The organism is Mycolicibacterium helvum (assembly GCF_010731895.1).
Taxonomy (GTDB): domain Bacteria; phylum Actinomycetota; class Actinomycetes; order Mycobacteriales; family Mycobacteriaceae; genus Mycobacterium; species Mycobacterium helvum.
In genome coordinates this window covers 707,709-733,970 of record NZ_AP022596.1, presented here as the reverse complement: position 1 = coordinate 733,970, position 26,262 = coordinate 707,709, and the positions used below count along the sequence as shown (strand labels likewise).

21 protein-coding genes and 1 tRNA gene are annotated in these 26,262 nt (G+C 66.1%); 13 read left to right on the top strand and 9 right to left on the bottom strand.

Annotated features, from left to right (window positions below):
* The gene (locus G6N38_RS30950; RefSeq protein ID WP_163746249.1) at window positions 1-945 is read right to left on the bottom strand and encodes a PGRS repeat-containing protein; all 945 of its coding nucleotides are present in this window, start codon (window positions 943-945) and stop codon (window positions 1-3) included.
* A gap of 4 nt (window positions 946-949) precedes the next feature.
* Between G6N38_RS30950 and G6N38_RS03355 the strand changes: the two genes are divergently transcribed.
* On the top strand, window positions 950-1,459 hold the full coding sequence (locus G6N38_RS03355; RefSeq protein WP_163746248.1) for a hypothetical protein: 510 nt from the start codon (window positions 950-952) through the stop codon (window positions 1,457-1,459).
* Between the two features lie 225 nt (window positions 1,460-1,684).
* Here G6N38_RS03355 and G6N38_RS03350 read toward each other — a convergent pair whose 3' ends face one another.
* The 6 genes from G6N38_RS03350 to G6N38_RS03325 form a co-directional block, all read right to left on the bottom strand.
* Complete coding sequence (locus G6N38_RS03350) at window positions 1,685-2,521, bottom strand: hypothetical protein (RefSeq protein ID WP_163746247.1); 837 nt, start codon at window positions 2,519-2,521, stop codon at window positions 1,685-1,687.
* A 718-nt stretch (window positions 2,522-3,239) separates the two neighbouring features.
* The gene (locus G6N38_RS03345) at window positions 3,240-4,703 is read right to left on the bottom strand and encodes a hypothetical protein (RefSeq protein ID WP_163746246.1); all 1,464 of its coding nucleotides are present in this window, start codon (window positions 4,701-4,703) and stop codon (window positions 3,240-3,242) included.
* Window positions 4,704-5,070: 367 nt separating this feature from the next.
* Entirely contained in the window at window positions 5,071-6,162 is a 1,092-nt protein-coding gene (locus tag G6N38_RS03340; protein WP_163746245.1) for a T6SS phospholipase effector Tle1-like catalytic domain-containing protein, read from the bottom strand.
* Complete coding sequence (locus G6N38_RS03335; protein ID WP_163746244.1) at window positions 6,159-7,463, bottom strand: ComEC/Rec2 family competence protein; 1,305 nt, start codon at window positions 7,461-7,463, stop codon at window positions 6,159-6,161. Before G6N38_RS03335 ends, G6N38_RS03340 begins: the two co-directional genes overlap by 4 nt.
* Window positions 7,464-7,484: 21 nt before the next feature.
* On the bottom strand, window positions 7,485-9,383 hold the full coding sequence (locus G6N38_RS03330; protein WP_163746243.1) for a S8 family peptidase: 1,899 nt from the start codon (window positions 9,381-9,383) through the stop codon (window positions 7,485-7,487).
* A 150-nt stretch (window positions 9,384-9,533) separates the two neighbouring features.
* Window positions 9,534-9,606, bottom strand: a tRNA-Arg gene (locus tag G6N38_RS03325).
* Window positions 9,607-9,778: 172 nt separating this feature from the next.
* Here G6N38_RS03325 and argS point away from each other — a divergent pair.
* The 6 genes from argS (at window position 9,779) to rho (ending at window position 18,478) form a co-directional block, all read left to right on the top strand.
* Window positions 9,779-11,431, top strand: a complete 1,653-nt coding sequence (gene argS, locus G6N38_RS03320) for an arginine--tRNA ligase (protein WP_163746242.1) — start codon at window positions 9,779-9,781, stop codon at window positions 11,429-11,431.
* Complete coding sequence (lysA, locus tag G6N38_RS03315) at window positions 11,428-12,846, top strand: diaminopimelate decarboxylase (protein ID WP_163746241.1); 1,419 nt, start codon at window positions 11,428-11,430, stop codon at window positions 12,844-12,846. Before argS ends, lysA begins: the two co-directional genes overlap by 4 nt.
* Before the next feature lie 5 nt (window positions 12,847-12,851).
* Window positions 12,852-14,165 (top strand): homoserine dehydrogenase, encoded by a 1,314-nt coding sequence (locus G6N38_RS03310; RefSeq protein ID WP_163746240.1) that lies wholly within the window; start codon window positions 12,852-12,854, stop codon window positions 14,163-14,165.
* Window positions 14,162-15,247, top strand: coding sequence for a threonine synthase (gene thrC / locus G6N38_RS03305; RefSeq protein WP_163746239.1), 1,086 nt, complete (start codon window positions 14,162-14,164; stop codon window positions 15,245-15,247). The genes G6N38_RS03310 and thrC overlap by 4 nt, the downstream gene beginning before the upstream one ends.
* 14 nt (window positions 15,248-15,261) lie before the next feature.
* Complete coding sequence (thrB, locus tag G6N38_RS03300; protein ID WP_163746238.1) at window positions 15,262-16,206, top strand: homoserine kinase; 945 nt, start codon at window positions 15,262-15,264, stop codon at window positions 16,204-16,206.
* A 277-nt stretch (window positions 16,207-16,483) separates the two neighbouring features.
* A complete protein-coding gene (gene rho, locus G6N38_RS03295; RefSeq protein WP_163746237.1) occupies window positions 16,484-18,478 on the top strand; it encodes a transcription termination factor Rho in 1,995 nt (664 codons plus the stop codon).
* Window positions 18,479-18,505: 27 nt separating this feature from the next.
* Here rho and G6N38_RS03290 read toward each other — a convergent pair whose 3' ends face one another.
* Together G6N38_RS03290 and G6N38_RS03285 are read right to left on the bottom strand one after the other, a co-directional pair.
* Window positions 18,506-19,309, bottom strand: coding sequence for an RsiV family protein (locus G6N38_RS03290; RefSeq protein ID WP_163746236.1), 804 nt, complete (start codon window positions 19,307-19,309; stop codon window positions 18,506-18,508).
* Between the two features lie 84 nt (window positions 19,310-19,393).
* A complete protein-coding gene (locus G6N38_RS03285) occupies window positions 19,394-20,020 on the bottom strand; it encodes a TetR/AcrR family transcriptional regulator (RefSeq protein WP_163746235.1) in 627 nt (208 codons plus the stop codon).
* A gap of 185 nt (window positions 20,021-20,205) precedes the next feature.
* On the opposite strand from G6N38_RS03285, the gene fadD1 reads away from it, so the two are divergent.
* The 6 genes from fadD1 (at window position 20,206) to G6N38_RS03255 (ending at window position 26,082) form a co-directional block, all read left to right on the top strand.
* On the top strand, window positions 20,206-21,789 hold the full coding sequence (gene fadD1 / locus G6N38_RS03280; RefSeq protein ID WP_163746234.1) for a fatty-acid--CoA ligase FadD1: 1,584 nt from the start codon (window positions 20,206-20,208) through the stop codon (window positions 21,787-21,789).
* Window positions 21,790-21,928: 139 nt separating this feature from the next.
* Window positions 21,929-22,159 carry a 50S ribosomal protein L31 gene (rpmE, locus tag G6N38_RS03275; RefSeq protein ID WP_163746233.1) on the top strand — a complete coding sequence of 77 codons (231 nt, stop codon included), beginning with the start codon at window positions 21,929-21,931 and terminating at the stop codon, window positions 22,157-22,159.
* A 93-nt stretch (window positions 22,160-22,252) separates the two neighbouring features.
* Window positions 22,253-23,356 (top strand): peptide chain release factor 1, encoded by a 1,104-nt coding sequence (gene prfA / locus G6N38_RS03270; RefSeq protein ID WP_163746232.1) that lies wholly within the window; start codon window positions 22,253-22,255, stop codon window positions 23,354-23,356.
* Entirely contained in the window at window positions 23,353-24,201 is an 849-nt protein-coding gene (gene prmC, locus G6N38_RS03265) for a peptide chain release factor N(5)-glutamine methyltransferase (protein WP_163746231.1), read from the top strand. Before prfA ends, prmC begins: the two co-directional genes overlap by 4 nt.
* Window positions 24,198-24,857 carry an L-threonylcarbamoyladenylate synthase gene (locus G6N38_RS03260; protein WP_163746230.1) on the top strand — a complete coding sequence of 220 codons (660 nt, stop codon included), beginning with the start codon at window positions 24,198-24,200 and terminating at the stop codon, window positions 24,855-24,857. Before prmC ends, G6N38_RS03260 begins: the two co-directional genes overlap by 4 nt.
* A gap of 10 nt (window positions 24,858-24,867) precedes the next feature.
* Entirely contained in the window at window positions 24,868-26,082 is a 1,215-nt protein-coding gene (locus G6N38_RS03255) for a glycosyltransferase family 4 protein (RefSeq protein ID WP_163746229.1), read from the top strand.
* The last annotated feature ends 180 nt before the right edge of the window (window positions 26,083-26,262 follow it).

The window sequence follows — 26,262 nt, the reverse complement described above, 5'->3', positions numbered from 1 at the left end:
CTAGGGCGTCCCGTTGCTACCGTCCGTGCCATTGGTCGCCGAACCGCTTGCTGCCCAAGCGGTTCCGCCTGCGGCGCCGAGCCCGCCCGCGGTAGTTCCGCCGCCTCCACCGCCACCCTTGCCGCCGATTGAATTGCCGGTGCCGTAGTTGTAGGCGATGCCGCCGAGTCCGCCGTCGCCACCGGCGGTGGTGCCGTCCCCGCCGACGCCGCCCGTGCCACCGACGGCCGAGCCGGGACCGGTCGACCCGGTGATCACGCTCGTCACCCTCAACAGGTAGCTCCAGAGCGGGTCGCCGCCAAGGTCGGCAGTGCCACCGGCGCCGCCATTGCCGCCCGCTCCGTTGGTGCCCGTCCCGCCGGCTCCGCCGTTCCCGCCTGCGACGCTTCCTGCGTGGTATGCGCCGGCGAAGTAGCCGAATCCAAAGCTGATCGCAGAGCCGCCCGCACCGCCGTTCCCGCCGGTCGCTCCGTCACCGCCCTTGCCGCCATCGCCACCGTTTCCGCCGATCAACCCACCGGTGCCGCCGTCTCCACCGGTGCCGCCGACCCCGCCGTCGGCAGAGTTGGCGGCTCCGGCGCCACCGCTTCCGCCGGAGCCGAACAAGAGTGCCGAACCGCCGTTGCCGCCGGCGCCGCCGTTCGCGCCGCCCCCGCCGTTGCCCCCATTGCCGATCAGCCCGCCGGCGCCGCCGTTGCCGCCGACGCAGCCCGCGGTATCGGTGCAGGTCGCGTCGGTCCACGTATAGCCCTTGCCGCCACTGCCCAGCAACCAGCCGCCGCCTTGTCCGTCGGGGCTGGCCGCTGTCCCATTCGCTCCGTTGCCAATGATCGGGCGGCCCTGCCACTCATTGGTGACGAGAGCGGTGATGATCTCGGGAAGGCTGATGAGGACATTCGAGCCGCTGCTGGCGGAGCGGGCATACGCGACGATCGCGGCAATCACATCGGTGATCGAGAGATTCGGGGGAGTGGTCGGTGAAGCGGCCGCGGACAGGGTTGATGAGGTCGATGCCGCAGCCAAGGCCTTCGACGACCGGGCGCTGCCGGCTTGCGCGACGGCAGAAATTGAGTCACTTGTGGTGGCCTCGAAAGCGGGCGCGGCCGGGTCGGCCGCCGCCGCCGTAGAGGCGGCGCTAGGTGTGTTCGCACGCTTGGTGGCGGCGGTCGATCTCGTCGAGTCAGTTGGGCCAGTGGTTCCCGGCCTGGGGCTGCCGGCGGCGTGCTTCGACGGTGTCGAGCGGCCGGTGTTTCCGACCTTGGGACCGGTGCTGCTGTGGCTCGAAGATGAGGAGTCGCCGCCGGAGGAGTCGGCGTGGGCCACCCCGGTCGCGGCGGCCAGCGAAGCGCAGACACCAACGGTGAAAGCGCCCGTTCCCAGCCACAATGAGACTTTGCTGTGTGGCTGCTGTGCGCGGTGGCGGGCAGCGGTGCGCCGCAGTCTAGACGGCTCCCGGTAGGTCGCACGATACCTTGCAGCCATGGTTTGCTCCCATGTTCGCCAATGCCCTCAGCGCCAACATGGTAGCAATGCGCAATCCGGGGCCGTGGCAAACTCCCGATCGCCGGTTTCTGGCCATGGTCGGGTGTCGGCGGTGACGCCCCCTAGCGTCCTGGCGACGGCGAATGCCGACCTAGGCGACCCGCGCCGCGAGAACGGCTTGCGCCATCACATCGCGCTCTTGCTAGCGGGGTTTCTTGCCGCCGACGCCGGAGCCGGTTCCAGTGCCGGCGGCCGAGGATTTAGCCGGGCCGGCGGTTTTCTTGTGACCGACACCGCGATTGGGCGTCGTGGTGTCCGTGATGCTGCTGCCGGCGGCCGATGCCGTCGCGGTGTCCGTGATGCTGGCGCGGGATGCCGCCGCGTTCAAGGCTTTCTTGCTGCCGCCGACCGAGACTGTCCCAGTGGTGGTGGTGCCATTGATGTTGATGCCGGGGATGGACCTGGTTATCGTCCGCAGATTCTGGGAAATCGCGCCTGCGATCGCGAACGGACCCCACCCGGCCGTCACGGTGTTGTTGTCGCCAAAGAAATTGAACGCCAAGCTCAATGTGGTGTTGGGGAACGGGCCCAGAGACGTGACGACGTTGCCGTTGCCTAGAACATTCCCGGCCGCGGTCAAGATGCCCTGTGCCTTCACGATGCTGTCGCCCAGCATGTTTGTGGCTGAGCTCAAGAAGCCCTGCACCCAGGTGGTGCCGGCATCGCCGATGTTGAGCGCCAAATTGCCGAGGCCGCCTGCGTTGGTGGTTTTTGTTCCGTCTCCACCGGTCGCACTAGCCAGAGTGAGATTGAGGCTGCCGATATTGGTCATAGTGCCCGGCCCGAATTGCAGGGCAATATTCCCAACCCCAGCGACTCCGGTTGATTGTGTCCCGCTAGCGCCGTTCAAGATGCCGATCGCAAGATTGAGCGCGCCGATCGCTGCTGAACTGCCCGCTCCCTGTTGCCAGACGAGGTTCAACAGTCCAGGGAGTGTAGAAGCCCTTGCTCCATCACCGACTGCGATCGCGAAGCTCATGACGCTGAACGTCGTCGCGGAGATTGCGTCGGTACCGAATGAGAACGCGCCACTGAAGAACCCATTGCCGGCATTTGCCGTTGCGCCGGCACCGATTCCGATCGCGATGCTGGTGAGGTTGCTTGTGCAACCGCCGCCGTTGCCGATTCCGAAGGCGGAGATGCAGGTCGCGTTGGCCGTGGGGGCTTCGCCAAGGGTGCTAGTCGCAAGGGCGCCAGAAACCACAGCGGCAAGTAGTGCACCACTCTTCGCGCGAACCTGATTCATAGACCGACCCTGTGTGTGTTGGATTCTTTGCTGGCCAGGAACTTACCCGACGCGGACGGAGCCTACAGCTTTTCTCGACGATAAACACTGCGCGGTCCCAATGATTGGACAGAACCTGAGACCTGAGCCTTCGACCACTGTGGCCAGGGTGCTTGACCACCCGCACGGTTTCGCGCCACTGGCCAAGTATTAGTCCAGTTCAGGCTGGATATGGGGTGGCCGCGCGGGTAGCGGGGTCACCAGCTTTGGGTGGCAAATGTGAACGCCGCTCGTACAACTGATCCACGGCCACGGATAGCCCGCTTATCACCTGAATTGCGTACGGTGGCAACTATTCGGCTTCGCGCACCACTATTTGCCAATCTGCGACGGTCACGTCGCCGGCATTCTTCAACGTCTGATTCGCCGCTGTGGCTTGGGTCGAACAATGGCCCGGAATCAGTCCCCGCGCCTAGGGCTTGCGGTGCTTCCCGCCGCCGGTACTGCTGGCGCCCGTCGCGTGCGACTTCGCGCCGCTGTCGCCGGAGTTGCTCGACGATTCGGGTTTCCGGTGGCGGCCGCCCGAGCCGGTGGTCGTCGTACTGCTATCGCTGGTCGAAGTGCTCGTCTCGTTGGCGCGGTGACGGCCGGAACCCACTGTGGCGGTCTCGTTGTTACTGCCGCCATCACTGCCGGTCGCGCTGGTATCGGTCGTCGCCTGCGTCGTTGTTGTCGTTGTGCTGTTGTCGCCGGCAGCCGGGGATGTCGCAGTCGCGGGGGTCGCCGTGGTGGTGCGCAAGGCCGCCGCGTGCCGTCCGCTGTCGCCGAGCCCTCCGTCGGTCGAGCCCTCGCCCCCGCTGGTCGAGCCGGTCGCGCTTGCGCCCCCGCTGGTCGAGCCGCTGCCCGCCGCGGGCAGGGAGAAACCCGGGAGGCGGAAGTTGTTGAAGTTGATGCCCGGACCTTTGAGGTACAAGTTCTGGGCTTCCTGGTTGAACGACACCAGGAACGACAACGGGCCATCGAGGGCATTGAGGGTGTTGTTGATGCCGAACGAGTTCAGCGCCAGCCCCAACACCACGGGAAAGCCGGTATCCGACAACAGCTGCACCACACTGCCGTTTCCGATGAAACTCGCAGCCGCACTCAAGAGGCCCTGCACCGCGACGGTGTTCGTGCCCAGAATGTTCGCCGCAGTGGTGAAGATGCCCTGGGCAAGCACGCTGCCCGCGTCGCCCAACAGGTTGAGGGCCCACGCGCCGATGCCGCCGGCGGCGGTGCTTTGCAGGCCGCCGCCGTTTTGCAAGATGCTGAAGGCGAGGTTGAGGAGGCCGACGGTAGTCACCGTGCCCGCGCCAATCTGCAGGGACAGATTGCCCAAGCCGGCAGCGCCCGTGGTTTGCGCGCCACTGCCGCCGCCGGGCAGACCGATCGCTAGGTTGAAGCCGCCAACCGTCGATGTGGTGCCCGGCCCGAGTTGGATGGCGATGTTGCCGAGCCCGACGGCTCCGGCGGATGCGCCCGCGCTGCCCGCGGCGGCGGCACCGAGGACGAAGTTGAGCATGCCACCCAGCGTCGATGCCGTGCCTGGCCCGAATTGCAGGTTGATTCCGAAGAGGGACCCGAGCGTCGAGGAGGTCGCGTGGTAGCCGAAGGCGCCCCCGAAAGTGAACGCGGCGATATTGGTGAGGACGTTGGCGCCCTCGCCGATCGCGATGGCAGCACCGAACAAGGCGTTGCCCGCGTTTGCGACGGCACCGTCGCCGATCGCAATCGCAACTGTGGTCAGGTTGCTCGTGCAGCCGTTGCCGTTGTTCAAGCCGAAGGCCGACATGCAGGTCGCATTGGCAGTGGGGGTTGGGGTGAACGCGCCTGCCGCAATAGCGCTGGCTACCAACGCGCCGAACGCCGCATTGCGTCCGTCTCGAACCCGACCCACCGACATCTCCGTTGCTGTATGTGTCTTTGCTGGTGTGGACGGTACCCGACGCAACCCGCTACTGACAGTCTTCTAATTGATAATCGCAACGGAGTCTAGGTGGTGGAATGGGGTGGTTGGATCCACGACGGGAGTCGGATAGATCACGCGCGGTTTCACCGGCGAGGTGGGATATTCACGGGTTGGGCTCAAGCGGCTCGATCGTGACGGACGGGTGGGTGCCGTCGTCTATGAAAGCAAGGCGAGCAGAGCCGCTATGGCCGTGGAGACCGCACCCGCTGGGAGTCTCATCGGCCCTCCCCGCCTTCGCATCTCGAGCCGGTGCGAGAACCCTAGTCGCCGAGCTGCGCTCTGGGGCGCTATCGACTCACTCTCGGGAGACTCGATAGTTCTTGTCATTGGCGAGGCGAAACTGCACGCTTGGATGGAGGGTGTCGGTGCGCAGGACTTCGCGATGGCTCCAACCACCCGCCAGCCACCACATCTTTCCGGGATTGTGAATCTTGCCCATTGCGCGGTCCGCGGGTAGCTCGTCGTCGAACCTCGAATTCAGCAGCCAGTTGTACTTCTGTTTGTTGATACGAAAGTCGGCGTGCGCTGCCTCCTTCACCATCCACGAAAATGCAACGTCGGACAACTTGTGGTCGTCCGGGAACTGGCCGCCGACGTCGCTGTGCACACCGGCGAACCACCGCTCCTGATAGCGTCCGGCAGAGTCGGTGACTGTTGTGGGATCGAATCGGTAAATACCGTAGGGCCTTCGCTTCTCGTCGAGCGCCATCGCGTGCCGCGCGAGGCCCACATTGCCGATCTTACGGGTGAAGGGCCAACGTGCTGTCTCGAATTGTCCCTTCAGATTCAGCCAGCCAACCGACTTCACGGTATCCCAGACGCCTAGGAAGTGAACTTGCGGAGCTTTGGTGTCGAACGTGCTGGGAAACTCGGGATTACCGAATACCCTTACGAATTCGTCGCGGACGTCCCAGAACTTGTCCTCGGCATTCTTCCCGCCGGGGCCTGCCTCCGCGCCCGGTCCGGCTTGCGCGTAGAGCTTGACGGCATATGGGGTGAGGTTTTCAGTGCCGGGCCGCAACAGGCCAACGGTGTGCAGCATCCCCGTCAGTGCTCGTGCCTTGTACGCCCCGCGCGAGAAGCCGAACACGTAAATGCGATCTCCTGCTTGATAATTGCGCGACAGCCAATTGTATGCCTCCTCGAGGTTGTCTTCGATTCCGTAGCCGGCCGCCAAGCCTTGGGCGCGTGTCAGCGCCTTGCCCAATCGGGTTACTGCGCCGCGCGCGCCCATCGTCCCGACGCCCGGGTCGTAGTAGACGAGTTGGTCGGTGTCCTTCTTGGCGACGTCGTAGATTCGCGCGACATTGGTGGCGTCATGCTCGGGTTCGTTATTGGTGCCATCCAGGCAGACAAGGAGATTTCGCACGACGGTTGGGCCGGTCACGCTTGACCGCTCAGATCGATGGAGTGCGGAACGCCCTCTTCGACGAATGAAACTCTCTCGCGCACATCGGGATTGGCATCAAGGAAAGCCGCAAGGCTGTTGTCGGCGTCCGACCACTCGGGGCGGACGGTCGTCGCCGGCCTGGTTTCGTGACGCCTGAGTTCATCCTCGCGATGCTGGTCCCAGTCGTCCTTGCGTGCGCGGTCGATCTCGTCGATGGGATACGTCAGGTGGATTTCGTAGGGCGCGCTGCCTCGTGCGTCGGCCAGCGCTTCCAGGGTCGCGCGCTCGGGATTGCCGAATTTCCCGTTACCAGAGAACACATAGTGGTCGGCGGTGATGCGCTGGAAGAAGTCGAGGCTGACATTGTTGGAGCTGCCGTGGTGCGGGCCCTTCAGCACGTCGACGTGAAGGGTCTTCCCCTCTTCGGCGATGCCGACGAGTTCTAGACCTTCGATGATCTTGTCTCCGCGTGCGTCGCCAGTGAACAAGATCTTCCTGTCGCCTGATGTGGCGAGCGCGACGATGCTCGACAAGTTGTAGGGGGAGTTGTCGGCATACTCCGCTAACGCTGCGGCAATGTGCTGTGCCAGTTCAGGATGAGTCCTGAGGAACTCCTTGTGCTTCTTCTGCAGTGTCTTCACATCATCGAGCATCGGGCCGGCGACGGTGAGTGAGAGCCCGCCGCCCATATCGAAAGATGCTGGCTCCGAGGGCGCCATCACGAGCTTGCCGTCGGTTTCGACGTTGCGTTCGATTTCGAGATTGTCTGCGTTGATCCGAAGGTCTCGTCCTTGTGCGACACTTGCGACGATCTTGATCGTGTCGATGACGGCGTCGGTCTGGTCTGCCGCATCGAGTTCGTCGACCAAATCATCGGGCAATTCGCCGTTCAGGGCAGCGGCGCCGAAACTTGCCGTAACGGCTTGGGTCAACTCCTGCGCATCATTGTCGATGATGTCATCGAAGGTGTTGTGCCAAAGATCCTCGATTTCAACGATTCTCGGCGCGTGTTGCTGCTTTGCATCGAGCAACTCTTCCGTAAGGTCCAGCAGCCCGAATACGTGGTCCTCGTCGATGTGGCTGAGCATCACGAGGTTGAGCCTCAATGGGGTGTCCTCGTCGAGGCCGCGCTCGTCGCGTATCTGCTCGAGCCGCGGTCGCAGAAAATTCCGGTACACCGTAGTGGGGCCGCCGTCGATGAGTGCCAGCTTTGGTTCGTCCTCTGTCCCGTAGTGAAGCAGGAGGCAATCGCCGTACCGTGCGCGCACGACCTCCAGGCGAAAAATACTGTCGGCCATCAATATTCCCCCGTCGTCGGCTTACTGGCTCTGCAGTGCTCGCAATACGTCCACCAGCCCGTGGCCCTGAAAAGTGCGCTCGCGGCCGAGGTCGGTCGCCGTCCCGCAGAGAATCTTCTTGACCAGGTCTGGTTTCCCGATCAACTCCCGGTAGCGGGCCATCAACAAGGCTGCCGCCCCGCTCACGTGCGGAGCCGCCATGCTGGTGCCGTCGAGCGTGCCCCACTCCTCCTTGGGCAGGGGAGCGGTGATCCGTTCGCCGGGCGCAATGAGGTCGGGCTTGAGCCGGCCGTCGACGGTGGGGCCGCGGCTCGAGAAGTAGCTCACGCCATGGCTCAGCGGGGCTTCGGGATGTGTCGACCCGACTGTGATCACCCGCTCGGCGTTCCCCGGATCGGTGATCGTGAACGAGGGGAAGTCGTTGGTGCGCACGCGGCCGACCATCGTTTCCTGCCAGCCAAGGTTTCCGGCCGCGGCGACCACCACAACCCCGCTGTCGATCAATCGCTCGGCCTCCTTGCACACCGGGCTTAGGCCGCAGGCGTCACCCGACACGTCGTAGGGGATCTGCAGGCTCATGTTGACTCCGCTGATCGCGATCCGGTCGGCCTTGCCGTTGAGATAGCGAATGAACTGCAGGGCAGCGATGATGGCGGATTCGGTGTCCAATCGATCATCCTCGGACATGCCCTCCGATTTGAGAACTCGGAAGTCGTACAGTCCGATGCGGGGGCACATGCCGTTCGCGGATTGGCGGTCGCTGTCGTACTTTTCGGCCCCGATGATGCCTGCGACATGAGTGCCGTGCGGCGTGAATGGTCTGACCGGTGTGTCGATCCGCGCGATCGGATCGACGAGATCCCAAGGCAACGGCCGATTGTCAAGGATCGCGCGGGCAATTTGCTCCAGCTTGTCGCCGGCATCCTCAGGTAGCGGGCTGTCGCCTCGGGCATCCGCCAGCCGCTGCAAGTTGGCGGTGCGGATGGCAGGCTTGTCGTTGGAAGGGGTCACGATCCGGCGGTAGTCCGTGAAGTCGTAGGTTGCTCTGACCCGCCCGTCGAATGCCGGGTGCGTGCTGTCAACGCCGGTGTCCAGGACGGCCCAATTGATGCCTGAACAGTCGATGTCGAAGACGCGGCGCGCGGCGTCGGCCTTGACCGTCGGCACCGAGCGGGCAATCGCGGGTGTGGCCCGCCGGTTCAGCGCGATCCGCTGCACTAGCGGCCGGTCGGTTCTGACCTGCATTGTTTGAAGCAGCTCGAGCACCGCTTTCGCGATCTGCGATTCGGTCCGCCGCGGTGTGGGTCCGGCGGCACCCCGTTCGGTGGGCGGGTTGTCCGAGGTGGAGTCGAACCCGCTGAGCCCGACATAGGACACCAACGCGCACAGTGCGACGAACCGTTCGAACGGTGTCTTATCGTTCGGCGCGTTCCCGTTCGGATTGACCGACGTTCCTCGCCGGTCAGCCGCGAGCCATCGGTCTCGTAACCCAATGGCATCGATCACGGCCCTGACCAGCTCCGACGACGTTTCGGCCGTGAACTTCGCGAATTCGGCTTGAGTCTTCGAGTCCTGCCACCAACTGGTCATCGGGACCACGGTCTCCAAGAGCTCGCCGAACCACAGCCGCGCGGCGACGAAATGCTGCAGCGGGGCGATGCCTGGATCGTCGTCTGGGTGCCCGCGGTGGATTCCCCGGTAGATCTCGGCGGCGAGTTCGGTCGCTGTGACATCGTCCTCAGCGGTGATCAGCAGTTCCGCCGCCTCAACGGGCTTGGTGGCGAACTCGTTCCACACTTCCAGCAGCACAGGAGTGTCCTGGATACGGCGTCTACCATCGCCGCCGCCCATGAGGATGTACTCGATCAGGTCACGCGGAATGGGAGCGATCTGTGCGCCTTCATTGGCGTCGCTGGCCATGGACCCACGCTAACCACGTCGGGTGAATAGGCCGCGAGTACTCGACTACTCCAAAATCTGCCCGCTAGCGGCCAAGCTACGCACTTCTCGAGCCGCGCTGACTCCACGGCGAATGGGACGAGCTGCTGGTGAAGAGGATTTTCGACAGAGTGCCCCCGGCAGGATTCGAACCTGCGGCCTTCTGCTCCGGAGGCAGACGCTCTATCCCCTGAGCTACGGGGGCGCACGTACAGCTGCGCCATTGGGCTCCGACAGCCTAACGCATCGGAGTGACTGCTCAGTGCCAGCCGCCGAGCACGGGATTCCTCGCCGACGTGGTTCCCGGGTCCCCGCGCCCCTGCCCGCCGGGATCCGGATTCGGGCCCTGACCACGCCAGACCATAGGATGGATCCCCGTGACACCCGCCGACCTCGCCGAGCTGCTCAAGAACACCGCCGCTGCGGTGCTCACCGAGCATGACCTGGATCCCGCCGCCCTGCCTGCGACGGTGACTGTCGAGCGTCCGCGTAATCCTGAGCATGGCGACTACGCGACCAACCTAGCCCTGCAGCTGGGCAAGAAAGTCGGCGCAAACCCCCGCGAGCTGGCCGGTTGGCTGGCCGCCGCGCTGGCCGCGGCCGACGGCATCGCGGCCGCGGAGGTCGCCGGCCCCGGCTTCGTGAACCTGCGTATCGAGGCTTCGGCGCAGGGCGTCATCGTGCAGAACATCTTCGCCGCCGGCCCGAGCTACGGAAACTCGGCGGTGCTCGACGGCACGAACATCAATCTGGAGTTCGTCTCGGCCAACCCGACCGGCCCCATCCACATCGGCGGTACCCGCTGGGCCGCGGTCGGTGATGCGCTGGGTCGGCTGTTGAGCACCCAGGGTGCCGACGTCGTGCGCGAGTACTACTTCAACGACCACGGTGCCCAGATCGACCGGTTCACCAACTCCTTGATCGCGGCGGCTACCGGTCAACCCACGCCCGAGGATGGCTACGCAGGCGACTACATCAAGGACATCGCCGACCAGGTGCTGGCCAAGGTGCCCGATGCTCTGAGCCTGACCGGTGACGAGCAGAAGGAGACCTTCCGCTCGATCGGCGTCGACCTGATGTTCACCCACATCAAGAAATCGCTGCACGAGTTCGGCACCGACTTCGACGTCTACACCCACGAAGATTCGATGCACACCAGCGGGCGGGTCGATCAGGCCATCGCCAAGTTGCGCCAGACCGGCAACATCTATGAGAAGGACGGCGCAACCTGGTTGCGCACAACAGAATTCGGCGACGACAAAGATCGGGTCGTCATCAAGAGTGACGGACAGCCCGCCTACATCGCCGGTGACCTGGCCTACTACCTGGACAAGCGCCAGCGCGGCTTCGATCTGTGCATCTACATGCTCGGGGCCGACCACCACGGCTACATCGCCCGGCTCAAGGCGGCCGCCGCAGCCCTCGGTGACGACCCTGACACCGTCGAGGTGCTGATCGGCCAGATGGTCAATCTCGTGCGTGACGGTCAGCCGGTGCGGATGAGTAAGCGAGCCGGGACCGTCATCACCCTCGACGACCTGGTCGACGCCATCGGCGTGGACGCCGCCCGTTACGCGCTGACCCGCTCCTCGGTGGACACCCCAATCGACATCGACCTGCAGCTGTGGTCGTCGGCGTCCAGTGAAAACCCGGTCTACTACGTGCAATACGCGCACGCCCGGCTCTCGGCGCTGGCCCGCAACGCCGCCGATCTCGGACTGGCTCCCGACACCGCCCATCTGGAATTGCTGACCCACGACAAAGAGGGCGCGCTGATCCGCAACCTCGGTGAGTTCGCCCGGGTGCTCAATTCTGCTGCGTCGCTGCGTGAGCCGCACCGGGTGTGCCGCTACCTGGAAGACCTGGCCGGCGACTACCACCGGTTCTACGACTCGTGCCGAGTGCTGCCGCAGGGTGATGAAACCCCGGGGAGCCTCCATCAGGCGCGCCTCGCGTTGTGTGCGGCCACCCGTCAGGTGATCGCGAACGGTTTGGCCATCCTCGGCGTGTCCGCCCCGGAGCGGATGTGAACACTCACCCTGCCGGTCCGCGCCACGCCGAGGAGATCCACCACAGTGGCGCCCCTGCACGGCCGCGGAATGCGGCCGATGTACTGATGCTCGCGCCGAATGTGTGGCCGCGCAACCTTGTTCGCGGTACCGACGGCGACGTTTCGATCGCCGGCGTGACCGTGACCGACCTGGCGGCCGAGTGCGGCACCCCGCTGTTCGTCATCGATGAGGACGACTTTCGCGGCCGTTGCCGCGAGATCGCCGCGGCGTTCGGTGGTGGCCACAATGTCCACTACGCGGGCAAAGCCTTCCTGTGCAGTGAAATTGCGCGCTGGGTGGACCAGGAGGGTCTGTCGCTGGACGTCGCGACCGGCGGCGAGCTTGCCGTCGCGCTGCACGCAGGATTCCCGCCCGAGCGAATCGCGTTCCATGGCAACAACAAATCGCTTGATGAACTGACGACCGCGGTCAAGGCGGGCGTCGGCCACGTCGTGCTTGACTCGATGACCGAGATCGACCGCCTCGACACCGTCGCCGGCGAGGCCGGTGTGGTGCAGGACGTCTTACTCCGGGTCACTGTCGGTGTGGAAGCGCATACCCACGAGTTCATCGCGACCGCGCACGAGGACCAGAAGTTCGGCCTGTCGCTGGCCAGCGGAGCCGCCATGGCCGGGGTACGTCGGGTGTTCGCCACCGATCACCTGCGTCTGGTCGGCCTGCACAGTCACATCGGCTCGCAGATCTTCGACGTGGCGGGCTTCGAGTTGGCCGCCCACCGGGTCATCGGCCTGTTGCGCGATGTCGTCGCCGAGTTCGGGGTGGACAAGACCGCGCAGATCTCGGTCGTCGACCTCGGTGGCGGATTGGGTATTTCCTATCTGCCACAAGATGATCCGCCGCCGATTGAGGACCTGGCGGCCAAGCTCGGCGCGATCGTGCGCAGCGAGTCGGCCGCTGTTGGCCTGCCGGTGCCGCGACTGGTCGTCGAGCCGGGACGGGCGATTGCTGGGCCGGGCACGGTGACACTCTACGAAGTCGGCACGGTCAAGGACGTGGTCGTCGGGTCGGATAAGACCCGGCGCTACATCAGCGTTGACGGCGGGATGAGTGACAACATCCGCCCCGCGCTGTACGGCTCCGAGTACGACATCCGACTGGTGTCGCGCACCAGCGAGGCTGCGCCCATCTTGGCTCGGATCGTCGGAAAGCACTGCGAGAGTGGCGATATCATCGTCCGCGACGCCTGGGTGTCGGAGGACGTGACACCTGGCGATCTGCTGGCAGTGGCTGCCACCGGCGCCTACTGCTATTCGATGTCGAGTCGATACAACCTGATCGGTCGCCCCGCCGTGGTGGCTGTGCGCGACGGTCGGGCCCGCCTGATCCTGCGCCGGGAAACCGTCGACGACCTGCTGAGTCTGGAAGTGAGGTAAGGCCAATGAGTACACCCGAGAAGTCAATTGGTGTCGCGGTACTGGGACTGGGCAACGTCGGCAGCGAGGTCGTCCGGATCATCCGGGACAGTGCCCCCGACCTGGCGGCGCGCATTGGTGCCCCGCTCGAACTGCGGGGTGTCGCGGTGCGCAACGTCTCCGCTGACCGGGGCCTGCCGGTGGAGATGCTCACCGACAATGTCGAGGAACTGGTCTCCCGCGCGGACGTCGATCTGGTGGTCGAGGTCATGGGCCCGGTGGAACCGGCCCGCAAAGCGATCTTGACGGCGCTCGAAGGCGGGAAGTCGGTGGTGACGGCCAACAAGGCGCTACTGGCCCAGTCCACCGGTGAATTGGCGCAGGCCGCCGAACGGGCGCACGTCGACCTGTATTTCGAAGCGGCTGTCGCGGGTGCCATCCCAGTGATCCGCCCGCTTACCCAATCGCTGGCTGGTGACACTGTGCTGCGCGTGGCAGGCATCGTCAACGGCACCACCAACTACATCCTCTCCGAAATGGCCTCCACCGGAGCCGATTACAGCTCTGCGCTGGCCGATGCGAGCGCTCTGGGATACGCCGAGGCCGACCCCACCGCCGACGTCGAGGGTTACGACGCCGCGGCCAAGGCCGCGATTCTGGCTTCCATCGCATTTCACACCCGGGTCACCGCCGACGACGTCTACCGCGAGGGCATCTCCAAGATCACGCCGGAGGACTTCGAATCGGCCAAGGCGCTGGGCTGCACCATCAAGTTGCTCTCGATCTGCGAACGCGTCACGGGAAGTGATGGTCAACAGCGAGTTTCGGCCCGGGTATACCCGGCGCTGGTCCCACTGAGTCATCCGCTGGCGACCGTCAACGGGGCATTCAACGCCGTCGTCGTGGAGGCGGAGGCGGCCGGCCGGTTGATGTTCTACGGGCAGGGAGCCGGCGGCGCGCCGACGGCATCGGCGGTCATGGGCGATCTGGTGATGGCCGCGCGCAACCGCGTGCAGGGTGGTCGCGGGCCCCGCGAGTCCAAGTACGCCCAGCTGCCGATCGCGCCGATGGGGGTGATCCCCACCCGGTACTACGTCAGCATGACAGTCGCCGACCGGCCCGGTGTGTTGTCTTCGGTCGCAGCCGAATTCGCTAAGCGGGAAGTCAGTATCGCCGAAGTGCGCCAGGAAGGAATCAGCGGCGGCAGTGGTGCGCGCATCGTGGTGGTGACCCACCGGGCAACCGATGCCGCACTGTCCGAGACCGTTGCCGCGCTGGCTGACCACGACGCCGTCCAGGAAGTCAACAGCGTGCTGCGTTTGGAGGGAACCGCCGAATGAGCTCGACGAAATCGCAAGCCGTGCATACCCCGTGGCCGGGGCTGATCGCCGCCTATCGTGACCGGCTGCCGGTCGCCCCCGATTGGACGCCGATCACCCTTCTCGAGGGTGGCACCCCGCTGATCAGTGCGCCGCGATTGTCTGAAAAGACCGGTTGCACAGTTCATTTAAAGGTCGAAGGCCTCAACCCCACGGGCTCGTTCAAGGACCGTGGCATGACGATGGCCGTCACTGATGCCGTTGCCCGCGGCCAGAAAGCGGTGCTGTGCGCCTCGACGGGGAACACCTCTGCCTCCGCAGCGGCGTACGCCGCCAGGGCCGGTATCACCTGTGCGGTGCTGATCCCCCAGGGCAAGATCGCGATGGGCAAGCTGGCGCAGGCAGTGATGCACGGCGCCAAGATCATTCAGATCGACGGCAACTTCGATGACTGTCTGGAGCTGGCCCGCAAGCTTACCGCCGACTACCCGACGATCGCGTTGGTCAACAGCGTCAACCCGGTGCGCATCCAGGGGCAGAAGACCGCGGCGTTCGAAATCGTCGACGCGCTGGGAACGGCACCCGACGTGCACTCTCTGCCGGTCGGTAACGCCGGCAACATCACCGCGTACTGGATGGGTTACAGCGAGTACCACCGAGACGGGCTGACCGACAAGCTGCCACGGATGCTCGGCACCCAGGCGGCTGGCGCCGCCCCACTGGTGACCGGCAAGCCGGTGAGTAATCCCGAGACCATCGCCACCGCGATCCGAATCGGTTCGCCCGCGTCCTGGGACGGCGCCGTGGGCGCGCAGCAAGCGTCCGGCGGTCGATTCCTGGCCGCCACCGACGAGGAGATCCTGGCCGCGTATCACCTGGTCGCCGAGGCCGAGGGTGTGTTTGTCGAGCCGGCGTCGGCGGCGAGTATCGCCGGGCTGCTCAAATCCATCGACGACGGCTGGGTCAAGCCCGGCTCCACGGTGGTCTGCACCGTGACCGGCAATGGACTCAAGGACCCCGATACCGCGCTTCGCGATATGCCCACGGTGAAGCCGCTGCCGGTCGATCCCGGGGCCGTCATCGCCGAGCTGGGCCTGGTCTGAGACGCGGAGCTTCGGTGACCCTGAATCTGCCTGCCGGCCTGAGCGCCAGCGCCACTGTCGCGGCCTCCAGTGCCAACCTCGGCCCCGGCTTCGACAGCTTGGGCCTGGCGCTGGGCCTCTACGACGAGATCCTCGTCGAGACCACTGACGCCGGACTGATCATTGAGGTCGAGGGGGAGGGGGCCGGGCAAGTGCCGCTAGGCCCCGAGCACCTGGTGGTCCGGGCGCTGCACCGGGGGTTGGCGGCTGGCGGCGCGGAGGTTCCCGGGCTGGTGGTGCACTGCCGCAATGCGATCCCGCACTCGCGGGGGCTCGGCTCGTCGGCCGCGGCTGTCGTCGGTGGGTTGGCGGCAGCGAATGGCCTTCTGGCGCAAGCGGATCGGGACCCGCTGACCGATGCGCAGCTGATCCAACTGGCGTCGGAGTTCGAGGGTCACCCGGACAACGCGTCGGCCTCGGTGCTCGGCGGCGCGGTGGTGTCCTGGGTTGACGGGCAGACGACGCCCCCGACGTATGCGGCGGCCCGGCTTCAGCTGCATCCCGACATCCGGGTGTTCCCGGGAATCCCGCAGGTGCGCTCATCGACTGCCGAGACCCGGGTGCTGCTGCCCGACCACGTCACCCATGAAGCCGCGCGTTTCAACCTGAGCCGGGCGGCGTTGCTGGTTGTTGCGCTCACGGAGCGGCCGGACTTGCTGATGGCGGCCACCGACGACGTTTTGCATCAGCCCCAGCGTGGCCCAGCCATGCCTGCCTCGGCGGAATACCTACAGGTGCTGCGGCGTTGCGGGGTGGCAGCGGTGTTGTCCGGCGCTGGTCCGGCCGTTCTTGCTCTCACAACCAGTGCAGAGCTGCCGGCCGAGGCGGTCGAGTTCGGCGCCGCGAAGGGATTTACCGTCAGTCAGATGAGCATCGGCGAGCCAGTTCGCTGGAGCTCGGGTGTCGCGGTTCACGGCTGAGTTGTGCACACGCCGGTGGCCATTTCTTGCTTTCCGGCGGTCAACGGGGTTATTCTCGGTCCCGTCCAGGCAAACGCAGCGACTGATCCTGCGCCGACACTAGGACGACCACCAATTTCTCTCGTGTTCAACTCGTGGCCTGACGGTTCGCCATGTAGCCGCGAATTCCGGCGATCACCGTTGACGCACAGACGATGGTGAGACTTCGCATTCAGCGAATCGGCTGAATGCCAGAACCCCTTGCCCCGATGAAACGGTGAGGGAAGAAAGGAAATCCGTGACCGATACGGACCTGATCACGGCTGGAGAAAGCGCCCCGCAGACGGGGGCGCCCGCCGTGGCCGCAGAAATCCCCTCGGCGCCTAAATCTGCGCCGGAAGCGGCTTCGAAGGCCGCCCCGAGTGGGGACGCGGGCCGGGCCGGTTCTCTGTCGGCGATGGTCCTGCCCGAGCTTCGCGCCTTGGCCAACCAGGTTGGCATCAAGGGAACCTCCGGGATGCGCAAGGGCGACCTGATCGCCGCCATCAAGGAGCACCAGAACGGCGGCAACGGCACCAACCATCGCGCCGACAACGCCCCTGCGGCACCCGCCGAGCAGGCGAGTGAGCCTCGCGAGCCCCGTCAGAACACCGAGAAGACCGAGAACGGCGAACCCAACAGCGGCGAGCCACGCCGCCGTGAGCGTCGGGCCGCCACCCGCGGCGCCGGTGCCGCGGGCGCCGAAGGCGCTGAACAGCAGAAATCACAGGACAGCCGCCCTGAACAGGGCGAAAAGCGCGAGAGCCAGAGCCAGAATCGGCAGGAGAGTCGCGAGAACCGCGAGTCGTCCGACCAAAGTGGCCAGGGGCAGTCCGGCAACCAGCAGAACCGCGGCAACCAGCAGAACCGCGACAACCAGCAGAACCGCGACAACCAGCAGAACCGCGACAACCAGCAGAACCGCGGCAATCAACAGAATCGCGACAACAACCAGAGCCGCGATGACGATGACGACGACGACAGCCGTCAGGGCCGTCGCGGCCGCCGGTTCCGTGACCGTCGCCGTCGTGGCGAGCGCACTCCCGGCGAAGGCGGCGGCGGTAACGACGCCGAGCTGCGTGAGGACGACGTCGTCCAGCCGGTCGCCGGCATCCTCGATGTCCTCGACAACTACGCGTTCGTGCGCACCTCGGGCTACCTGGCCGGCCCCAACGATGTGTACGTCTCGATGAACATGGTCCGCAAGAACGGCCTGCGCCGCGGCGATGCCGTGACCGGCGCGGTCCGCGTCGCCAAGGACGGCGACGGCGGCCAGAATCAGCGGCAGAAGTTCAACCCGCTGGTTCGCCTTGACAGCGTCAACGGCGGTCCGGTCGAAGAGGCCAGGAACCGGCCCGATTTCACCAAACTGACCCCGCTGTACCCGAATCAGCGGCTGCGGTTGGAGACCACTCCCGATCGCCTGACCACCCGCGTGATCGACCTGATCATGCCGATCGGCAAGGGCCAGCGCGCCCTGATCGTGTCGCCGCCCAAGGCCGGTAAGACCACGATCATGCAGGACATCGCCAACGCGATCACCCGCAACAATCCCGAGTGCCACCTGATGGTGGTCCTGGTCGACGAGCGACCTGAAGAGGTCACCGATATGCAGCGCTCGGTCAAGGGTGAGGTCATCGCCTCCACCTTCGACCGCCCGCCGTCAGACCACACCCAGGCCGCCGAGCTCGCCATCGAGCGCGCCAAGCGCCTCGTCGAGCAGGGCAAGGACGTCGTCGTGCTGCTCGACTCGATCACCCGGTTGGGTCGCGCCTACAACAACGCCTCCCCGGCGTCCGGGCGCATCTTGTCCGGTGGTGTGGATTCGACCGCCCTGTATCCGCCGAAGCGGTTTCTCGGTGCGGCCCGCAACATCGAGTTCGGTGGCTCGCTGACCATCATCGCGACGGCCATGGTGGAGACCGGCTCGACGGGTGACACGGTGATTTTCGAAGAGTTCAAGGGCACCGGCAACGCCGAGCTCAAGCTCGATCGCAAGATCGCCGAGCGCCGGGTGTTCCCGGCGGTCGACGTCAACCCATCGGGTACCCGCAAGGACGAGCTGCTGCTGTCGACCGACGAGTTCGCCGTCGTGCACAAGCTGCGTCGCGTGCTCAGCGGCCTCGACAGCCATCAGGCCATCGATTTGCTGATGAGCCAGCTGCGCAAGACTAAGACCAACTACGAGTTCCTCGTTCAGGTGTCCAAGACGGCGCCCGGCGGCGGCGGTAACGGCGCGTCGGACGCCGACTAACCCCGCGCCGCGCCGAAATCCTGCGGACTACGTCCGCAGGGCGTCCATCCCGGGCGCCAGCAGGCCGTCCAGGGCCGACCAGGGCACCGTGATGGTCGGCGTCCCGTGGAAGAACTGGTAGTCGGCGAAGTGGATCTCCAGACCGTCGGGCGTGGGGATCCAGTTGGCGAAGTTCGCTTCCGTTGGCGCATTGCCCGGCTCGTCGGCCATCGGTGTCGGCCCGACTCCGGTCACCCCTGGCAGCAAGGCCTTCGTCTGCTCCGACAGCCGATTCAAGCCGGCCTGCTTATCGGTGAACAGATCCGCCAGCGTGATCGGCTTCGCCGACCGCGAGTCGATCACCACGGTGCTGACATAGCTGCTCGGATGCGCCGACGGCACATGCACGTAGAGACCGCTGATCAGTTCCGACACCGATGCGCCGCCGAAATAGATCTGCGGTTGAGTCTCGAACGTCCACGTCCCGTCCGGGTCGGCACCGTTTTTGACCGGTTCGAGCTGCCCGGCCGCCGACGCATGCACCGCACTGTTGAAGGCCCCCGCGACCTGCGGGTTACCGCCGGTAATGGTGTCGACGACCAGCGTCCAGCGGCCCTTACCGTCCGTGGTGGCATCCCCGGCAGTGGAGCGGGTGACCGAGTACTTCTGTTTGTCGGAGACCCCGCTGGTCGGTGCCGCTGTCGTCGGTGATGCGTTAGCACTCGCCGACGTCGCGGCGGCCTTGGTGGTCCCGGTGGTGGTGGCATTCGTGCTATTGGACCCGCCACACGCGGTGAGCCCGATGGCCAAAGCCGCGACCAATACCGCCCCCCGGCGGCTTAATGTGCCCATGTGCGACATTCTGTCAGGCGGGCACCCGACACTGCGACCAGATCATGACAGCGCTTGGCGCCCAGTGTTTTTCGGTGCGCAGGCTTATTGCGCCGCTGGCGCAACACGCAGGCCGGGCAACACATATCGGCGCATGTACCGCAGCACCGCGGCGTGGTCGTCGGGGTCCAGGGTCTCGCCGGGAACAGTGCCGAGGCTGATCTGAACCCTGGCCACCCACTCGGCGGCCTCGTCGAGTTGCGTCTCGGCGTGGATTTCGCCCCGGTCGCGCGCCGCCTCCAAATAGGGCTGCCAGAACCGGCCGAGATCGGGCACCAGGCCCTGAACGCCGGCGCCGGCGCAGGCCGCGAATTCCTCGGGCTCATCGCGGCGCAGCTGCATCACCAGAGCGCCAGGGGAGTCGTAGGCGCTGCGGCCCAGTCGCACGCCGACGGTCAATTGCTCCTCGAAGGTGCCAAGCCCATCCAGCACCTGGTGCGACTCGGCCCAGAACGCGTTGTTGAGGCGCACGATCGCCGCGCCGAGCAGGGACGCCTTGTCGGGGTAGTGCCGGTAGAGCCAGCCGCGTGATACCCCGGCCGCCTCGGCGACCTCGGATACCGTCGTCGCCCGGATGCCTTTGGCTCGCAGACAGACTTCGGCGGCGTCGACCAGTCGCTCCTGGACGGATTTGGCCCCGTGCCGGCTGTCGGCGTCGGTGCTGGCAGTCACCTTCGTGGTCCTCCTCGTATCGACGCGACAGTCCCGATGCGGACATCCTTCCAAACCCGGATCCGCGGTGGTCCCGCTGCATGGGTAGACAGATTTGTCATTCTGTTTACCCTGCGCTTCTATTGTGACCTAAGGCACCGCGACGGCGCGGGTTGATGCGAAAGATGACGAGAGACGGGGGATCCGTGGCCGAGACGGTCCAGCAGCTGCTCCGCGAGCGTCGCGACGAATCCACCCCGGCGGTGAAGTTCGGCGAGCGGGTGTGGACCTGGCGCGAACATCTTGACGAGGCTGCCCGGCAGGCGGCCGCGCTGATCGCGATCGCCGACCCGGATCGCCCGCTGCATGTGGGAACGCTGCTGGGCAATACCCCCGCGATGCTCACCGCCATGGCGGCGGCTGGCCTCGGTGGATACGTGCTGTGCGGGGTCAACAACACCCGCCGCGGCGCAGCCCTGGCGCGCGATATCGTCAAGGCCGACTGTCAGATCCTGCTCACCGATTCGGCCGATCGCCAGCTGCTCGAGGGGCTTGAGCTGCCGGGAGTCCGGGTGTTCGACGTCGACTCCGACGAATGGTCGGCGCTGCTGGCGGGGGCTGGCGAGCTGACCCCGCACCGGGAAGTCACCGCCACCGACACGTTCATGCTGATCTTCACCTCTGGCACCAGCGGTGAGCCCAAAGCGGTCCAGGTCGCCCACATGATGGTTCCCTTCGCCGGCGTCGCGCTGGTCGACCGGTTCGCGATCACGGCCTCCGACGTTTGCTACCTGTCGATGCCGCTGTTCCATTCCAACGCGTTGATGGCCGGCTGGGCGGTGGCGCTCAATGCCGGGGCGGCGATGGCGCCGGCGTCGTTCACGGCCTCCGGCCTGCTGGCTGATCTGCGCCGCTACGGGGCCACCTACATGAACTACGTGGGCAAGCCGCTGGCCTACGTGCTGGCGACGGCCGAACAACCCGACGATCACGACAACCCGCTGCGGGTCGCCTTCGGCAACGAGGCCACCGACCGCGATATCGCCGAATTCAGCCGCCGCTTCGGGTGCGCGGTGTGGGACGGATTCGGCTCCACCGAGGGTGCGGTGATCATCACCCGTGAGGACGACTGCCCGCCCGGCTCGGTCGGTCGGGGCTTTCCCGGCGTGGCCATTTACGACTCGGAGACCCGAATGGAATGCGCCACAGCCGTTTTCGACGAAAGCGGCGCGCTGGCCAACCCCGATGAAGCGATCGGCGAGATCGTCAACACCACTGGTGGGGGCATGTTCGGTGGCTACTACAACGACAGCAACGCCACCGACGAACGCCTGCGGTACGGCATGTACTGGTCCGGTGACCTCGGCTACCGCGACGCGGACGGCTGGATCTTCCTGGCCGGGCGTACTGCGGACTGGATGCGGGTGGATGGCGAGAACATGGCCGCCGCGCCGATCGAGCGCATCATCCAGCGGCTGCCGCAGGTCAGTCAGGTCGCGGTGTACCCGGTGCCCGACGAGCACGTGGGAGACCAGGTGATGGCGGCGATCGTGCTCGCCGACGGTGCTCAGCTCAGCCCAGCGGACCTCGCCGAGTTCCTAGCCGAGCAGTCCGACCTGTCGCCCAAGGCCTGGCCCCGGCACGTCTGGATTGCCGACGAACTGCCGGCTACCGCCACCAACAAGGTGCTCAAGCGCGAGCTCGTCGCCCGCGGTACGCACCCCGGCGTGGGCGTGGTCTGGACGCGTGCCGCGCGGGGCCGGAGCTACACCACGGGCCCGGCGGAATAGCCGGGGACAGTGACGCGTTTGGGCTGGTGACGGTCAACCTGGCATACTGGATCGTCGACCACCTCAGGTACCGGTTCACGCTCGATTACCAGGGAAAATTCCTAGGGCGACCCGGCGACCACCGAATGTAGAGGACACCATGAAAACAGGGATTCATCCCGCCTACGCCGAGACCAACGTGGTCTGCGGCTGTGGCAACTCCTTCACCACTCGCAGCACCAAGGACGGCGGCCACATCACCGTCGAGGTGTGCTCGCAGTGCCACCCGTTCTACACCGGCAAGCAGAAGATCCTCGACAGCGGCGGCCGCGTGGCCCGCTTCGAGAAGCGCTACGGAAAGCGCAAGACCGGCGAGTCGGCCGACAAGTAGCTGCCTTACCGACGCCCGCTCTGCCGCCACGTGCGCAGGCCGGGCGTCGGTTTGCGTTTGGGCCCAGCTGACCAGGAGAGGAGGGGAGCGGAGATGGCGCCGGAGGGCAGGAGCGAAGCGACCCGGGATTCAGCCGGGGCGACGGTTGAAGCGGCGCTGACCGAACACGCCGACCTCGAACGTCAGCTGTCCGATCCCGCGCTGCACAACGACGCGGGCAATGCCCGCCGGGTGGGCCGGCGCTTCGCTCAGCTGGCGCCGATCGTCACGGCCTATCGCAGGCTGGACACCGCGCGCGGAGACCTCGAAGCCGCCCGCGAGCTGGCCGCCGAGGACGCGTCCTTCGCCGCCGAGGTGCCCGAACTGGAGGCCAAGGTCGCCGAGCTCGACGCACACCTCACCGATCTGCTGGCCCCGCGTGATCCGCACGACGCCGACGACATCGTCCTCGAGGTGAAATCCGGTGAGGGTGGGGAAGAGTCGGCACTGTTCGCCGCGGACCTGGCTCGGATGTATATGCGTTATGCCGAGCGTCACGGCTGGACGGTCACCATGCTCGACGAGACCACGTCCGATCTCGGCGGCTACAAGGACGCCACGCTGTCCATCCGCAGCAAGGGTGACTCCGCCGACGGCGTGTGGTCGCGGATGAAGTTCGAAGGCGGCGTGCACCGCGTCCAGCGCGTGCCGGTCACCGAGTCGCAGGGCCGGGTGCACACCTCCGCCGCCGGCGTTCTGGTCTATCCCGAGCCCGAAGATGTCGAAGCTGTCCAGATCGATGAGTCCGACCTGCGCATCGACGTCTACCGCTCGTCGGGCAAGGGCGGTCAGGGCGTCAACACCACCGACTCCGCGGTCCGGATCACGCACCTGCCCACCGGTATCGTCGTGACCTGTCAGAACGAGCGCTCGCAGCTGCAGAACAAAGCTCGCGCGATGATCGTGCTGGCTGCGCGCCTGCAGGCATTGGCCGAAGAACAGGCCTCGGCTGACGCGTCGGCCGACCGGGCCAGCCAGATCCGCACCGTCGACCGCAGCGAGCGAATTCGCACTTACAACTTCCCGGAGAACCGGATCGCCGATCACCGGATCAATTTCAAGGCGCACAACCTGGACCAGGTGCTCGACGGCGACCTCGATCCACTACTGGACGCACTGGCTGAGGCCGACAAGCAGGCAAGGCTGCAGCAGGCATGACCGCGCTGCGGCAGGCCATCGATCTGGCCACCGCCGCCCTCGCCGAGGCGGGCATCGACTCGGCGCGTACCGATGCCGAGCTGCTGGCTGCCCACCTGGCCGGCGTCGACCGCGGCCGGCTGGTCGCGATCGACGAGCCCGATGCCGACTTCTTCACCCGCTACGACGAGGTGATCGGCGCCCGGTGCAGCCGGATCCCGCTGCAACACCTCACCGGCTCAGCGGCGTTCGGCCCGCTGGAGCTGCTGGTCGGGCCCGGGGTGTTCATCCCGCGCCCGGAGACCGAGGCCCTGCTGGAATGGGCACTGGCCCAACGACTGCCCGAGCAGGCGGTGATCGTCGACCTGTGCACCGGATCCGGTGCGCTGGCCATCGCCCTGGGGACGCACTGGCCGCGGGCGCGGGTGATCGCCGTCGACGACGACGCCACCGCGCTGGACTACGCGCGCCGCAACGCCGAATCGACGACCGTCGAATTGGTGCGGGCCGACGTCACAGTCCCCGGGCTGCTCACAGACCTGCGCGGTAGCGTCGACCTCGTGGTGTCCAATCCGCCTTATATCCCTGCCGGGGCAGTGCTGGATCCTGAAGTGGCCGACCATGACCCGGCACACGCATTGTTCGGTGGCGACGACGGCATGGCCGTGATCGCACCGATCGCGCGGTTCGCCGCCGACTGGCTCAAGCCGGGTGGCCTGTTCGCCGTCGAACACGACGACACCACATCGGATCAAACGGTCGAAACTATAAGCAGCACAAAGTGTTTCAACGCAATAACCCCACATCGCGATCTGGCGGGCCGACCCCGGTTCGTGACTGCCTGCCGGACAAAGGAGCCAGCGTGACCCAGGTGTTCGACTGCGCCGACGCCAGCCGGCGCGCCGAGGCCATCTCCGCGGCCGCCGCCGCGGTCAAGAGCGGCCGACTGGTCGTGATGCCCACCGACACGGTGTATGGCATCGGTGCCGACGCTTTCGACAACGAGGCAGTCGCCGCGCTGCTGGCAGCCAAGGGCCGCGGCCGCGACATGCCGGTCGGTGTACTGGTGGGCTCCTGGCACACCATCGACGGCCTGGTGTACTCGGTTCCGCACAGCGCCCGCGAATTGATCCGCGCTTTCTGGCCCGGCGCGCTGAGCCTGGTTGTCCAGCAAGCGCCCTCGCTGCAATGGGACCTCGGTGACGCGCGGGGGACCGTCATGCTGCGGATGCCGCTGCACCCGGTGGCGATCGAACTGCTGCGCGAGACCGGCCCGATGGCGGTGTCCAGCGCCAACCTCTCCGGGCGTCCGGCGGCCACGACATCCGAGGAAGCGCAGCGCCAGCTCGCCGATCAGGTTCAGGTGTATCTGGACGCCGGGCCGTCCCCGGAGCAGGCCGCCTCCACGATCGTCGACCTGACCGGCTCGACCCCGCGGCTGCTGCGGGAGGGCCCGGTCAGCGCCGCGGCCATCGCCGAGGTCCTCGGCACCGACGTCGCATCCCTGACGGCCGATGGCTGAACTCCTCGCAGTGGTTGTTCCCCCGGTCGCTTCGCTCCTGCCCACCGGCTCCACGGCGCTCGCGCTCGCTGACCGCGGCGCCGGTGTTCCGTTGCGTGAGTTGGCTCTTGTCGGCTTGACCGCCGCGATCATCACCTACTTCGCCACCGGCTGGGTTCGCGTGCTGGCCACCCGCCTGGGAGCGGTGGCGTACCCCCGTGAGCGGGACGTGCACATCAAGCCGACCCCGCGCATGGGCGGGCTGGCCATGTACATGGGCGTGGTCACCGCGGTCTTCTTGGCCTCTCAGCTGCCGGCGTTGGCCCGCGGCTTCATCTACTCCTCGGGGATGCCTGCGGTCGTGGTCGCCGGTGGCCTGATCATGGGAATCGGGCTGATCGACGACCGCTGGGGTCTGGATGCGCTGACGAAGTTCGCCGGGCAGATCACCGCGGCCAGCGTCCTGGTCACCATGGGTGTCGCGTGGAGCGTGTTGTACATCCCGATCGGCGGGGTCGGCACGATCGTGCTGGACCAGGTCTCATCGATCCTGCTGACCCTCGCGCTGACGGTGTCGATCGTCAACGCGATGAACTTCGTCGATGGCCTCGACGGGCTGGCCGCCGGCCTGGGGCTGATCACCGCCATGGCCATCTGCATATTCTCGGTCGGCCTGCTGCGTGACCATGGCGGCGACGTGTTGTTCTACCCGCCGGCGGTGATCTCGGTGGTGTTGGCCGGCGCGTGTCTGGGGTTCCTGCCGCACAATTTCTATCGCGCCAAGATCTTCATGGGCGACTCCGGTTCGATGCTCGTCGGCCTGATGCTGGCCGCGGCGTCCACCACCGCGGCGGGCCCGATCTCGCAGAGCGCTTACGGCGCGCGGGACGTCTTCGCTCTGCTGTCGCCGTTCCTGCTGGTGATCGCGGTCATGCTGGTGCCTGCCCTGGATACGCTGCTGGCCATCGTGCGGCGCACCCGTGCCGGCCGCAGTCCGCTGAGCCCCGACAAGATGCATCTGCACCACCGACTGCTCCAGATCGGGCACTCGCACCGCCGCGCCGTGCTGCTGATCTACCTATGGGTGGGCATCATCGCGTTCGGCGCGGCGGCCACCATCTTCTTCGATCCGCGCTACACCGGAGCGGTCATGCTGGCCGCGATCGTGGTGGCCGTCGTGGTCACTCTGATCCCGCTGTTACGTCGCCGCGACGATGATTACGAGGGACTTTACGACAGTAAGTAGTAGACGTGTTTTCTGCCGTCTACCATGTGGTACGGTGCTCGCAGAACCCGAAGAAACCTCGCGGGTTGCCGGCCCGGCCCATCGGAGTCACGCCCGATCGGAGCCGATTTACGACCGACAAAGGGAGCTGCCCCTTGGGTGATTCCAGCGCGCCTGTCGCCCTCCGATACGCTCGGCGGG

Coding starts and splice junctions, on each gene's coding strand:
- G6N38_RS03290 (WP_163746236.1), bottom strand. CDS start 19,309: ATGGGCACATTAAGCCGCCGGGGGGCGGTATTGGTCGCGGCTTTGGCC.
- G6N38_RS03350 (WP_163746247.1), bottom strand. CDS start 2,521: ATGAGCTTCGCGATCGCAGTCGGTGATGGAGCAAGGGCTTCTACACTC.
- prfA (WP_163746232.1), top strand. CDS start 22,253: ATGGCGCCGGAGGGCAGGAGCGAAGCGACCCGGGATTCAGCCGGGGCG.
- thrC (WP_163746239.1), top strand. CDS start 14,162: ATGAGCTCGACGAAATCGCAAGCCGTGCATACCCCGTGGCCGGGGCTG.
- G6N38_RS03335 (WP_163746244.1), bottom strand. CDS start 7,463: ATGGCCGACAGTATTTTTCGCCTGGAGGTCGTGCGCGCACGGTACGGC.
- prmC (WP_163746231.1), top strand. CDS start 23,353: ATGACCGCGCTGCGGCAGGCCATCGATCTGGCCACCGCCGCCCTCGCC.
- G6N38_RS03310 (WP_163746240.1), top strand. CDS start 12,852: ATGAGTACACCCGAGAAGTCAATTGGTGTCGCGGTACTGGGACTGGGC.
- G6N38_RS03330 (WP_163746243.1), bottom strand. CDS start 9,383: ATGGCCAGCGACGCCAATGAAGGCGCACAGATCGCTCCCATTCCGCGT.
- rpmE (WP_163746233.1), top strand. CDS start 21,929: ATGAAAACAGGGATTCATCCCGCCTACGCCGAGACCAACGTGGTCTGC.